Annotated in this window: 10 protein-coding genes and 1 riboswitch; of the genes, 7 read left to right on the top strand and 3 right to left on the bottom strand. The window is 37.5% G+C overall.

All coding sequences use genetic code 11. The annotated features are described in order from the left end of the window. Positions 1-753: 753 nt before the first annotated feature. The 3 genes from CKV67_RS13710 to CKV67_RS13700 all read left to right on the top strand — a co-directional run bounded on the left by CKV67_RS13710 (position 754) and on the right by CKV67_RS13700 (position 3,250). Complete coding sequence (locus tag CKV67_RS13710) at positions 754-2,133, top strand: aminotransferase class I/II-fold pyridoxal phosphate-dependent enzyme (protein ID WP_014093876.1); 1,380 nt, start codon at positions 754-756, stop codon at positions 2,131-2,133. A 53-nt stretch (positions 2,134-2,186) separates the two neighbouring features. Then, positions 2,187-2,813 carry a dTMP kinase gene (tmk, locus tag CKV67_RS13705; RefSeq protein ID WP_014093875.1) on the top strand — a complete coding sequence of 209 codons (627 nt, stop codon included), beginning with the start codon at positions 2,187-2,189 and terminating at the stop codon, positions 2,811-2,813. 107 nt (positions 2,814-2,920) lie between these two features. Then, on the top strand, positions 2,921-3,250 hold the full coding sequence (locus CKV67_RS13700; protein ID WP_003721005.1) for a cyclic di-AMP receptor DarA: 330 nt from the start codon (positions 2,921-2,923) through the stop codon (positions 3,248-3,250). On the opposite strand, the gene CKV67_RS13695 is transcribed toward CKV67_RS13700, so the two are convergent. The 3 genes from CKV67_RS13695 to CKV67_RS13680 form a co-directional block, all read right to left on the bottom strand. After that, positions 3,247-3,558 (bottom strand): hypothetical protein, encoded by a 312-nt coding sequence (locus CKV67_RS13695; RefSeq protein ID WP_014093873.1) that lies wholly within the window; start codon positions 3,556-3,558, stop codon positions 3,247-3,249. The genes CKV67_RS13700 and CKV67_RS13695 overlap by 4 nt on opposite strands. A 199-nt stretch (positions 3,559-3,757) precedes the next feature. After that, positions 3,758-4,150 carry an HTH domain-containing protein gene (locus CKV67_RS13690; RefSeq protein WP_014093872.1) on the bottom strand — a complete coding sequence of 131 codons (393 nt, stop codon included), beginning with the start codon at positions 4,148-4,150 and terminating at the stop codon, positions 3,758-3,760. Between the two features lie 660 nt (positions 4,151-4,810). Then, the gene (locus CKV67_RS13680) at positions 4,811-6,154 is read right to left on the bottom strand and encodes a LysM peptidoglycan-binding domain-containing protein (protein ID WP_014093870.1); all 1,344 of its coding nucleotides are present in this window, start codon (positions 6,152-6,154) and stop codon (positions 4,811-4,813) included. Between the two features lie 163 nt (positions 6,155-6,317). Between CKV67_RS13680 and CKV67_RS13675 the strand changes: the two genes are divergently transcribed. The 4 genes from CKV67_RS13675 (at position 6,318) to CKV67_RS13655 (ending at position 12,237) form a co-directional block, all read left to right on the top strand. Then, positions 6,318-6,884, top strand: a complete 567-nt coding sequence (locus CKV67_RS13675) for a TetR/AcrR family transcriptional regulator (RefSeq protein ID WP_014093869.1) — start codon at positions 6,318-6,320, stop codon at positions 6,882-6,884. A gap of 102 nt (positions 6,885-6,986) precedes the next feature. Then, a riboswitch (M-box (ykoK) riboswitch) is annotated at positions 6,987-7,153 on the top strand. A gap of 282 nt (positions 7,154-7,435) precedes the next feature. Continuing rightward, entirely contained in the window at positions 7,436-10,006 is a 2,571-nt protein-coding gene (mgtA, locus tag CKV67_RS13665; RefSeq protein ID WP_014093867.1) for a magnesium-translocating P-type ATPase, read from the top strand. Further along, positions 10,007-11,137, top strand: a complete 1,131-nt coding sequence (locus CKV67_RS13660; protein ID WP_014093866.1) for an FtsW/RodA/SpoVE family cell cycle protein — start codon at positions 10,007-10,009, stop codon at positions 11,135-11,137. Next, entirely contained in the window at positions 11,134-12,237 is a 1,104-nt protein-coding gene (locus CKV67_RS13655) for an FtsW/RodA/SpoVE family cell cycle protein (RefSeq protein ID WP_014093865.1), read from the top strand. The genes CKV67_RS13660 and CKV67_RS13655 overlap by 4 nt, the downstream gene beginning before the upstream one ends. The last annotated feature ends 72 nt before the right edge of the window (positions 12,238-12,309 follow it).

Here is a 12,309-nt window from a genome sequence, read left to right as displayed (position 1 = left end):
CTTGAGATTTAAGGGTCCATTTTTCATAGCCTAGCGTAGCACTACGAAGCATTGGCGAACGGGGTGCTGGCATAGTATCACGAACTAAAAATTCATCAGGCGTGTTCCCTGATACAGCTTCTTCAAGCGATAGAACTGGAAGCAGAGTTTCTTCTGATGCCGAGATTTCGTTTGCTGTCGCTATACATAGGAGAAAGCAGTGGCGCAGTTACAAGTGCAGTAGTGAGCAAAGGTGCTAAAATAATTTTCCCGATTTTCTTTGGTTGCATACCTCTTACCTCTTTCTATTTGTAGTTTCTTTTTAACACTACCATAATGATAATAAATTGTCGAAATAGTTCATTATTAATAATGAACTAGGAGAACTAAACTACAAGAAGACCGACAGTATTGGGTGTAATAGCAACCCTTTTTTAAACAAAATTTATTCCGTATCTTTGAATTTGGCTCCTATAAACATGATTACGGACAGGCTGTTTGTTATAACAGTCTGCCTCCTTTTTTTAAAATGGAAAAGGAACAGGCTTAATTTTCTATGTTTACAATACCTAGATGCTTATGAGGTACATTGCTTGACTAATCGTAAGAAGAGAGGATGGTCTCTTCTTATTTTTTCTATCAACATATTTTATGCATTTCTATTGACAAAATATACCTCTTCTAAAATGAAAACGCTTTAAAACTGCAAGAAAGTGTTATAAATCAAGCAAAATGGTACAATGGTAAAAGAGAATTTAAAAAGGAGCGTTCGTCATGTGGAATCAATCTAAAATGCCTTTAGTGGAACGGTTAGATGCGCATGCCAAGTCTTGCCCGATATCACTTCACGTACCTGGCCATAAAGGGGGAGCCATCTATCCAGATGTATGGCAAAAATTATTAAAATGGGATGTAACAGAAATTACCGGAATGGATGACTTGCACCATGCGGAAGATGTGATTTTAGAAGCAGAGACGTTACTTGCTGATTGTTATAGGGTGAAAAAAAGCCACTTCCTTGTTAATGGTACAAGTGCGGGAAACTTAGCAGTCATTATGACGACTTTAAGGCGCGGAGAGAAAGTGTTAGTGCCAAGAGATGCGCATAAATCAATTTTACATGGAATCGAGCTGGCGGGAGGAGAACCAATTTTTCTAACCCCCCAAATCCATGGGGAGACTGGTGTAGCAAATGGTGTGACACCTGAGTTGGTAGCAGAAACCTTACATAAGCATTCAAATGTAAAACTATGTATTTTTACATATCCAAGTTATTATGGAACGATTTTTAATTTGCAAAAATGTATTCAAATCGCCCACCAATTTGGCGCAGTAGTATTTGTCGACGAAGCGCACGGAGCCCATTTTCTAACAAGTTCTGAGTTTCCAAAAAGCGCGGTGAAGCTTGGTGCTGACATTGTGGTTCAATCGGCACACAAGACTTTACCGGCGTTAACAATGGGTTCTTATTTGCACATCGTCAATGATTTGCCGATTTTTGAGAAGCTCGATTATTACCTCCAAGTGTTCCAAACAAGCAGCCCGTCCTATCTTATTATGGCGTCACTTGATGCAGCTAGAAAATATGTCGCAACCTACTCAGAAGCAGATGTTGAAGCTTTCTGGAAAATGCGTGCTAGATGGATAAAATGGCTGACTAAAAATAAATTCGACGTTATTTTACCTGATGATCCACTGAAAATAATTGTCCGAAAACCAGGCTACACAGGCTACGAACTTCAAGAAATCTTTGAAGCAAGCTCGTACTTTCCTGAACTCGCAGATGAGGTGCAACTATTACTCATTTTACCGTTAATAAAAAAAGGAGTAGACTTCACGCCCATCAGTCGAATCTACGTTCCTGAGAAAAAAGCGGCAAACGGATCTCCGCGAGAAAAGACGGATTTTAGTGCTACTGAGTTAGCTCTAACTTATGAAGAAATGCACATACGCACGACTGATTTTATCCGATTAGATGATTCACTAGGTTTTATATCCGCTGAAACAATTTCGCTTTATCCACCAGGAATCCCGGCAATTATTCGCGGTGAACGTTTAACTAAAAAACACATTAGCGAACTTAAAAAAATCCAAAAGCATCACTATCAAGGCGGCGAAAAACTAGCAACAAATTACATCCGTGTCTTTCGCTAACTTATGCTATAATCAAACATAAAGTGACATGAAAATAGAAAGGAAATAACTAAATGAAAGCAATTTTTATTACACTAGAGGGTCCTGATGGCTCTGGAAAAACAACTGTTGGCACACTGCTTGCCAAAAAAATGGGAGAAGCGGGGATTGATTTCATAAAAACCCGAGAACCAGGTGGCAGCCCAATTTCAGAAAAAGTAAGAAACATTGTTTTAGGGATCGGCAATGAAGAAATGGACCCGAAAACCGAAGTGCTTCTTATCGCGGGAGCTCGCCGTCAACATGTCGTTGAAACAATTCGACCAGCTTTAAAGGAAGGGAAAACCGTTCTTTGTGATCGTTTCATGGATAGCTCACTTGCTTATCAAGGTGCGGGGCGTAACATGGATATGGAACAAGTTCTGCAAGTGAATCTATATGCGATTGAAGATACGATACCAGACCGTACTTATTATTTAGATGTCCCAGCTGAGGTTGGTTTAGCAAGGATCGCCGCAAATAAAGGCCGTGAAGTCAATCGTCTTGATAGAGAAGACGTCACTTACCACGAAAAAGTACAGGCTGGTTATGAAAAAATTATCACGATGTTCCCAGACCGTTTTGTGCGAGTAGATGCAACAAAAACACCAGAAGAAATTACCGATGTGATTTTAGCAGATATTTTAAGCAAATTAAACTAACATTCAGTGTGAAGTATGCGTATAACCCTTGGTGCATATCACTCTTTAAAATCCGATTTGTTTGCTATAATAGAAAAAAGATAGATTTTTAGGAAGGGTTGATTTCTTTGAAACTGATATTTGCGATTGTTCAAGACCAAGATAGCAACCGTTTGTCTGACGCACTTACAAAAGGCAATTTCGGCGCAACAAAATTAGCTACAACGGGTGGATTTTTAAAAGCCGGAAACACCACATTCATCATCGGGACAGAAGATGAACGCGTGGAAGAGGCCCTAGCAATCATTAAAGAAAACTGTAAAGCACGCGAACAAATGATGACCCCATCTGCTTCCCTTGGAGTTACTGTAGATACCTACGTTCCATACCCAATCGAAGTTCAAGTTGGCGGGGCAACTGTATTTGTAATGCCTGTGGAGGGTTTCCATCATTTTTAGAGACCTAAAAATAAGCATGAGATAATAGAATCTCTGAAGTGGAAAAATCCGTATCGAAAATTTAATGACAGATTTTCGATGCGGATTGTGACTATCTTGGCACGCGAACTTGTACCAGCTTTCGCTCTTTCTGATACATTGTGTAAAGCATCAGCTGGACAGTCTTCTGTCGTTTGCCAATTTCGGACATCTATTTCAGGAATTTCTTCTACTTGTTGATGAATAATATGTGACACATGATTTTCAGGAATCATCGTTTCTAAATCCATTGGAAGAATTAATTGGTTCATGTTATAATTAATGTGCATAAATAGCACTCCTTAGGTAGTATCTCATAAGGAAGTAAATAAACTTATTGAGAGTGACGGCGAACAAACGGAAATGTATAAAAGCATTAAGCTATGGATAAAAATCTATAGCTTAATGCTTTTTCTATTGATAGTATCAATAAATAAGTACCTCAAGGTATCTATGGCGAGTGTCCAATACGCTTAAATTTTTTAAAGGCTATAGGCAATTACTTGAAAAAATATCTAGAAGAGTCAATCTGCTACAACAATTAAATTTTTGTTCATTAGATAATTCTTCTGTTCCTTCGAAATACTTAATCAAATCCTCTTCTTCTAATTGTGAATATATAGCAATTGTTTGATACGAAAACTCCTTTTCAACATGTAATATTTCTATCAGATGTTTTAGACGTACATCCGCATCGTTATCACGAAAAGGTTCTGTTAAAAATACGCTTTTTTCAACCAAATTGCCGTGCCTTTCATCATCTACTTGAATTTCCATTAATTCATCAAAAGTTAATCCGAAATATTTTAAAAAATTAGCGTCTGTAAAGGTGTAAAGTGTATGCAGTTCCTCAATATTATCTCTCAAGTTTGCAAATTTCATTTTATTCTCCTTCCGATTGTGAAATCATTTGCATTTATTTATGTGATTATTGTATTATACTCTGCAGAAAGAGACAAAAAGTAAAAAAGGGTGTTTGGTTAATGAAAAAATTGCTTAGCTTATTAATTATGTTATTGTTAGGATTAGGAATTTTATCGCCCCCCTTGACTGCCATCGCTGAAAAACCACCAACTAAAAAGTCTATATCAGTTGGTAGTACGGAAGATAGTATAGTATTAGATCAGAAGCAAAATGCTAAATGTCCCAACTCGAATTGGGACACTTAGCATTTGGGTTTCTAATAAACCAAAGCGATTAAATTGGAGCGTTGTCATAAATCCTCCATTTAAGGCAACTGGATTTAATGGTACATGGAGTATCGCAAATTTAAGCAGTGGTTCGGTGCAACGTGTAAAAATAAAAGGTAGACGTGGGAACATTAGTCAGCCTATGCTGAAAAGTAAGTATGGTGGCATCCTTATCTGGGAAAATGATTCCTGTAGGGTATGCATTAGGCTCCTCCTACTTAGTTTGGAATAATTAAATTCATTCATAATAAGGATAGGAAGCGATGTGAAAAAATGGATTTGATAATTACCCTTGGAGGGAATCATCAAATCCTTTTTCTGATAGTAATAAAAATGTTTCACATGAAACATTTTATTTTATCGTCAACTTCTGTCCAACATAAATTGTGTTACCTTTCAATTTGTTCCACGATTTGATGTTGTCAACAGTTGTTTTGTATTGTCTAGATACCGACCAAAGTGAGTCACCTTTTTTGACAGTGTGAGTTTTAGTCGCGGAAGTACTTGGTTTGTTTGTGCTAGGTTTGGAAGTGTTGGTGTTACTTGAAGTCGACGGAGCACTGACTTTTAATTTTTGGCCAATCCTAATGTTATCGGATTTAAGACTGTTCCAACTTTTTAGGTTAGCGACGGTGACCTTATATTTATTGGCAATTTTCCAAAGCGAGTCACCTTTTACGACAGTGTAGGTTTTGACACTGGCGCTTGAGCTAGGTTTGGATGTGTTGCTATTACTATTGTTGTTTGTGTTAGCGCTAGGCTTAGAAGTATTCGTGCTATTTGAAGACGAAGAAGCGCTAACTTTTAATTTTTGTCCGATATAAATATTGTCAGATTTAAGGTTATTCCAAGATTTTAAATTAGCAACGGTGACCTTGTACTTGTTGGCAATTTTCCAAAGTGAGTCACCTTTGACAACAGTATAAGTTGTGCTACTAGAATTACTGCTATTAGAGGCATTAGAGCCACCTGCTGAATTTCCAGCTTTATCATATTGAGTCAGATTATAGGTGCTGATAAGGTTATTTAGTTTGGTTGCATAAGCTGTATCAGTGGCATATGTTCCAGTTAAGGCTTTTGTTGCATCTTTATAAGAATTAGTATTACTTTTCCATACTTTGGAATAATAATTTGGATTCCAACTTGGACCATTACGGATAACTCGAGCATAGTCTTCTAGAGATTGGTGATAGGAAGGATATTTTCTGAATTTAGCTGTAATCGTATAGTAATTGCCTTTCCCATCGTCTTCTAGTGTTTGTTTGGTATAAGATTGCCCATTGTAAGCACCTTTAATGCCGAATAAATTGTAATTTGGTGCAGATCCTAATTCACTTGTGCCGTATGCGCTCTCTAAAATAGCTTGAGCAATCATGACAGAAGCATATAAATCATTGTCAGCAGCAATTTTTGTAGAGGAAGTTTGGATTGTTTGGATAAAGCTTTGGACTGTTGCACCAGAACGTAGTGCAGTCTTTTGTACGCTATAAGTAGTAGAACTAGTTGCCTTGTCAGAGTTGCTTATAGTTGCTGTCTCGTCTGCTTGAACGATTACTTCAATTCCTGGGACAGTAATAGAAGTTGCAATGGCAGTAACCCCAGCAATAGTTGCCCCCGTTTTGAGTTTCTTGCTTTTTTTATTTTTCTTTTGATCTTGTAAAGCTTCAAGAATCCGTTCTTTTCTAGTTTTTTGCATAGTAAATCACTTCCACTTCTTTTAAAATCTTCTACATTCATTATTACACACTTCACATAGGATAGAAATGGTATATACAAATTGTAATTAAATTGTCAAAAAGACTTGTTTTTGGTATACTGAATATAAGCAAGTGCTTACTTAGTTGAACGGAGGTATTTGAATGATTACAAATGAAACCATCATGGATGCAACACTTTGTATGATGGCCAAAAATGGTATAAAAGGCTCTACAACTAGACAATTAGCAGAAGCAGCAGGAATAAATGAAGCGACTATTTTTAAAAAATTTAAGAATAAAGATAATTTGATTCACATGACACTTGAAGTCCAATTTGAGAGTATGAAAGCAGAAATTAATCAGTTTTTTGATAAAGATTTTGAAAGCGAAAAAATATTTTTACGTCAAGCAAGTCAATTTATTTCGGATATTTATGAAAAGTATCGGGACTTCATGGTGATTTCTGTGCGGGAAATGGGCAGCAAAGACATGGAATTTATCGATCCATCGATTGTGGAATATTTATACGAGCGGGTTAATGAAAAAGTAAAAGAAATTATCCCCAGTAAAAATTCTACCCAAGAAGCTGATGCGATTTCATTAATTTTAAATAGTGTTATTTTATTAATTATGGTTGAAAAGGTTCGCGATGATATTTACAAACGTCCGCCAACGATTACGACAACTGCGGATGCACTAGCAGATGTTTTGTTGAAATTACTGAAATAAATTACAAAAAGTTAAATAAAAGTTAAGTATTTTACAAATTGTCTTGCGAGCTCGGATTTTCTATGTTAAAATCGTAGACGATTAGAGCGATAATAAATATCTAGTTTTGCCTGTTAGGTGAGGCTCCTATGCAAACACAGGCCACTGCCCAAAAATGTCCAAAGACGCCAATGGGTAGAACAGGGATTGTCGGATTAAGGCTTTCCATAATGTGGCTAAGAATATTCTTTACGTTGCATAGTGCCAAAACTTTAGCGAGGGGAGTCTGTTTTAGTGCGCGCATAAATTCAGAAGTCCTTGCCAAGGTTTTGGTAAGGACTTTTTTCATATTTATTATGAGAATAATTATCTGGAAATTAAAATTTTATTTTCAGACAATTAAGCTTAGGAAAATTGGGAAGGAGATGAGGGCAGATGTCACATCGACAGGAAGACGAATTAGAAGAACCGGATTCATATCAGGAAAATCAAGCTGCAAGAGTGACTAACCTTCATCTCTGGCGAACATAAAACGTTACTTTCGGCTTGCCTAGAAAATGGAGGCAAGAAAAATGAAAAAACAACAAGTAAAAATGGACAGTAAAAAAATGCTCAAAGAATCACAAATGAGTAAAGAAGAAATTTTAGAAGAAGTAGGTGTTATGGATTCAGGCTTAACACGAGTAGAAGTGGCGATTAGGCAAGCAGAATTTGGCCGAAATCAAACGGTAGAAGAACAAAAAGTCTCACAATTACGGCTGTTTGTTCGAGCGTTTAATAATCCGTTTATTTATATTTTAGTATTATTAATGGTTATTTCCTACCTAACAGCGGACATGGAAGCCACGATTATTATGGCAATTATGATATTTACTAGTGGCCTACTTGGCTTTATTCAATCTAGTAGAGCAGAACGGGCAAGTTATGCGCTAAAAAATATGGTGAAAAATAAGGTGAACGTGCTTCGGGATGGAAAAATGACGGTGGTAACTCAGGATGAAGTTGTCCCTGGTGATGTAATTGAAATTTCGGTAGGTGATATTATCCCAGCTGATGCAAGAGTGATTTCTGCGACAGATTTGTTGATTAATCAGTCCGCGCTCACTGGAGAATCCATACCAACAGAGAAGTATGTCGATGATAAGCGTGCTACCCCAGAAATTTTTGAACGGGAGAATTTATTGTTTATGGGGACAGATGTGCTTAGTGGGCATGGTCGTGCGGTTATTCTTCGGACTGGAAGCGCAACATTCTTTGGGTCACTTTCGATTGCTGCAACAGAAAAACGTGGAGATACAAGCTTTGACAAAGGTGTTAAAACTATTTCCAAATTATTATTTTATTTTATGTTAGTGATGGTGCCAATCGTATTTCTGATTAATGGTTTAATGAAAGGAAACTGGTTAGAAGCCTTCCTTTATGCAGTAGCGATTGCGGTAGGACTAACACCAGAGATGCTACCAATGATTGTCAGCACCAACTTGGCAAAAGGCGCAATAAATATGTCATCGGAAAAAGTTATTATGAAAGAACTTAGTGCGATTCAAAACATTGGTGCGATGGATATTTTATGCACCGATAAAACAGGAACATTAACAGAAGACAAGCTAGAACTCGTGACATATATTGATAGTCAAGGAGGGAAATCAACAAAAGTGCTAGAGATGGCTTATTTAAATAGTTATTTCCAAACAGGATGGAAAAACGTTTTAGATCAGGCTATAATGACAAGATTAAGTAAAAAAGTTGCGAATGGTTGGAATAAAATTGGTGAAATTCCGTTTAATTTTGACCGTCGGCGTTTGAGTGTCATTGTCGAAAATAATTTGGAAACTCGGATAATTACTAAAGGCGCAGTAGAAGAAATGCTGACGGTTTGTACTCATAAAGATATTGATGGTGCTATTTCCGCGTTAACTAAGCAGGAGAAAAAAGAGTTACAAGAAATGTGTGCGGAAATGAACCGTTCGGGGATTCGGGTTATTGGTGTTGCATACAAGTCTCAAAAAACGGGCGAGGCTTTCACAAAAGAAGATGAAGAAAATATGATTATTGCAGGCTTCCTTGGCTTCCGTGATCCCGTCAAATCATCCACAAAAGAGGCGATTACTAGTCTTTTCAAAAATAAAATTAATGTGAAAGTGTTGACCGGGGATAACGAAATTGTAACGAAGCGAATTTGTCAGGAAGTCGGAATTCCAGCAAACGGATTTTTACTAGGAACAGAAGTAGATGAATTAATGGACGAAGAGCTAATGCAAGCACTCCGTAAGTATCATATTTTTGCGAAGTTGACACCTATGCAAAAATCGCGAATTATTGAGTTGCTTAAAGAAGCTGGACATACAGTTGGTTTTCTCGGCGATGGAGTGAATGATGCGCCGGCTCTTCGAAAAGCAGATGTCGGAATTTCAGTAGATACAGCAGCAGATATTACAAAAGACGCTAGTTCCGTTATCTTACTTGAAAAAAGTTTGACCGTCTTAAATGATGCGGTCATGGAAGGACGAAATGTATTTGGAAATATTCTAAAATATATTAAAATGACGGCAAGCTCGAATTTTGGAAATGTATTTAGTGTTTTAATTGCGAGTGCTTTTATACCATTCTTACCAATGCTTTCACTGCATTTATTACTACAGAATTTACTATACGATTCCTCCCAACTAACACTTCCTTGGGATAAAATGGATCGGTCCTTTTTGAAAAAACCGCATGCTTGGGAACAAAAAGGAATGTTGCGATTTATTTTGTGTATCGGACCAGTTAGTTCGATATTTGATATTGCGACATTTTTGATTATGTGGTTTGTATTTAGTGCGAATACGATGGCGGAACAAGCGTTATTCCATAGTGGCTGGTTTGTTGTGGGGCTATTAACACAGACGCTTGTAGTGCACATGATTCGGACAGAAAAGATTCCATTTATTCAAAGTCGGGCAACTGCACCTGTGATGATTTCGACTTTGATTGTAATGTCTCTTGGTCTTATTATTCCTTTTACAGGATTTGGACATAGTATTGGATTTGTTAGCTTGCCAGGAAGTTATTTCCCATGGTTAGTCTTAGTACTTGTTGGTTATATGGCAACCATGCAAGTGGTAAAAATGCTTTATATCCGCAAGTTTCGGGAGTGGATTTAAATGCGGCGCGGTCGTTTGCTCTTCGTGACGTATCTATTCCTCTCGGTTTGGAGTTTGCTGTTAGTTTATAGTACGAGTTATGGAGTGGCGATCATGCGCTACAAGGTGGAGCCAAGTTATTTTTTTAAAAGGCAACTTCTGTTTTATGGTATTGGGTTGTTAGCGTTATTAATTTGTTCTCGATTGAAGATTAAGCTGTTTTATCGTAGGTACACATTACGAGTTTTAGCTGGAATATTAGTTGGCTCGCTGGCTTTAGTACTTGTGACAGGAAGCGCAACAAATAACGCGCAAAGATGGCTTTCTATCTTCGGTGTGACGTTTCAGCCAACAGAAATGGTCAAGCTGCTACTAATACTTGTAATGGCCACAGTTATTATGAAAAAAGGTTGTGGTCAGAGAGTGCAGTATTGGTTATTAGGATTTTTATTTTTGACGGTTGCGCTAGTGTTCTTACAGCCTGATCTTGGTACGGCGCTTATTTTAGGTGTGATTGGCGTGGCTCTGTTTTTAACTAGCGGGGTCGGCCTGTCTCGGCTTGTTAGGGTGGCAATTGGTGTATTTATTTTCCTACTAGTTGCGATAATAATTATCTATTTGTTTCACCCAGAATTCTTTAGTTCTGCAAAACTAGGACGATTCGCTTATCTAGATCCGTTTAATACAGATAATCTAGATGCTTCCTACCAACTGAGAAATGGCTACTATGCAATTGGGAGTGGTGGCATATTTGGAAATGGACTAGGAGAAAGTGTTCAGAAGCTCGGATATTTACCTGAGCCTCACACAGATTTTATCATGACGATTATTGCAGAAGAGCTTGGTATGTTTGGGGTTGTTTGGACGATATTTTTACTGATGTTGTTAGTGTTTACAACTATTTATATTGGCATTTGCAGTCCATTTATTTTTGATTCGCTTGTTTGTATCGGTGTGGCTACGTGGATTTCTGTACAGATGTTTTTGAATTTAGGTGGAGTGAGTGGGATTATTCCGCTTACTGGAGTGCCGCTGCCATTTATTAGTTACGGGGGAAGTTCGGTGATAATGCTTTCTTGTGCAGTGGGATTTGTACTCGCTGCAGCAAGGCGAAATGGCTTAGCTGAAACAAGAAAGGTCGTGTATTTATGAAACGAGAACTATTATATAACCGGATTATTTTATTTGTTTTTCTATTATCATTAGTTAGTTGTGTAGCGATTTACTATGCACAACAAACGAATCAATATAATACTAATTTTGTCGGAATGCAATTAGTATTTCTAATCATTGGGTCGATTACTTGCTTCGGTATTTCGCGACTACCGGTTGAACTCTTAAGGCATCAAGCAATCTGGCTTTATTTAGCGATGGTGATTTTGCTTCTAGGCATACTTATTCCGAACCCATTAGTACAAAATATTAACGGAGCAACTCGTTGGTATCGGTTTGGCGGATTTTCACTTCAACCTTCTGAAGTAACTAAATCGATTTTTATCTTTGTATTAGCACATTTTGCTGTAAAGTTTCAAGCACAAAAATGGAAGCAACTGGGAATTCTTACGGCTTTAACGGGCGTTGTGCTACTGTTGATAATGAAACAACCAGATCTTGGTACAACGATTGTTTATGGGGTAACGGCACTTTCGATTATCTTACTAGCAATAAAATCGACAAAATTAATGGTTAGTTTGATTACAGTGTTGTTGGGAGTTGTTGTTACGGGAATGTACTTAGTGGTATATCATATTCCTGTATTGGAAAAATTGGGTTTTCATGCTTATCAATTTGCACGCATTCAGGCTTGGCTTGATCCAACGAAGGATCCTGATTCAGTGTATCAACTAAATTTATCAATAAAAGCAGTTGGTTCGGGGATGATGACAGGGAGTTCTGGTACGAATGCGTATATTCCAGAAAGCCATACAGACATGATTTTTAGCACGATTGGGCATCAGTTTGGTTTTATTGGTGTCAGCGTGCTACTGATTTTGTTTATGTTACTGATTCACCAATTAATTATGGCGGCATTAATGATGAAAAATACATTTTCTTCGCTTGTTTTAGCTGGATTTGCAGTGAGTTTTGCTTTTAACATCTTTGAAAATATTGGAATGACGATTGGATTGATGCCGTTAACAGGGATTCCACTACCTTTTATTAGCTATGGTGGAAGTTCGGTGCTTGGGAATTTTATTGCAATTGGGGTAGTTTTAGCAGTTATTCGTTCTGATGCAACTTTAACGGAATAAAAAAAGACCAGCTGTCTGTAGTGACCCCAAAAAGTTAGACTTTCAGGTCTAATTTTTTGGGGTCAGCTCAGT

It is taken from the genome of Listeria ivanovii subsp. ivanovii (genome assembly GCF_900187025.1).
Taxonomy (GTDB): Bacteria; Bacillota; Bacilli; order Lactobacillales; family Listeriaceae; genus Listeria; species Listeria ivanovii.
The sequence above is the reverse complement of the archived record's forward strand: the minus strand, read 5'-3'. Positions and strand labels throughout refer to the sequence as shown.

Coding starts and splice junctions, on each gene's coding strand:
- mgtA (WP_014093867.1), top strand. CDS start 7,436: ATGAAAAAACAACAAGTAAAAATGGACAGTAAAAAAATGCTCAAAGAA.
- CKV67_RS13655 (WP_014093865.1), top strand. CDS start 11,134: ATGAAACGAGAACTATTATATAACCGGATTATTTTATTTGTTTTTCTA.
- CKV67_RS13710 (WP_014093876.1), top strand. CDS start 754: ATGTGGAATCAATCTAAAATGCCTTTAGTGGAACGGTTAGATGCGCAT.
- CKV67_RS13660 (WP_014093866.1), top strand. CDS start 10,007: ATGCGGCGCGGTCGTTTGCTCTTCGTGACGTATCTATTCCTCTCGGTT.
- tmk (WP_014093875.1), top strand. CDS start 2,187: ATGAAAGCAATTTTTATTACACTAGAGGGTCCTGATGGCTCTGGAAAA.
- CKV67_RS13675 (WP_014093869.1), top strand. CDS start 6,318: ATGATTACAAATGAAACCATCATGGATGCAACACTTTGTATGATGGCC.
- CKV67_RS13680 (WP_014093870.1), bottom strand. CDS start 6,154: ATGCAAAAAACTAGAAAAGAACGGATTCTTGAAGCTTTACAAGATCAA.
- CKV67_RS13690 (WP_014093872.1), bottom strand. CDS start 4,150: ATGAAATTTGCAAACTTGAGAGATAATATTGAGGAACTGCATACACTT.
- CKV67_RS13695 (WP_014093873.1), bottom strand. CDS start 3,558: ATGCACATTAATTATAACATGAACCAATTAATTCTTCCAATGGATTTA.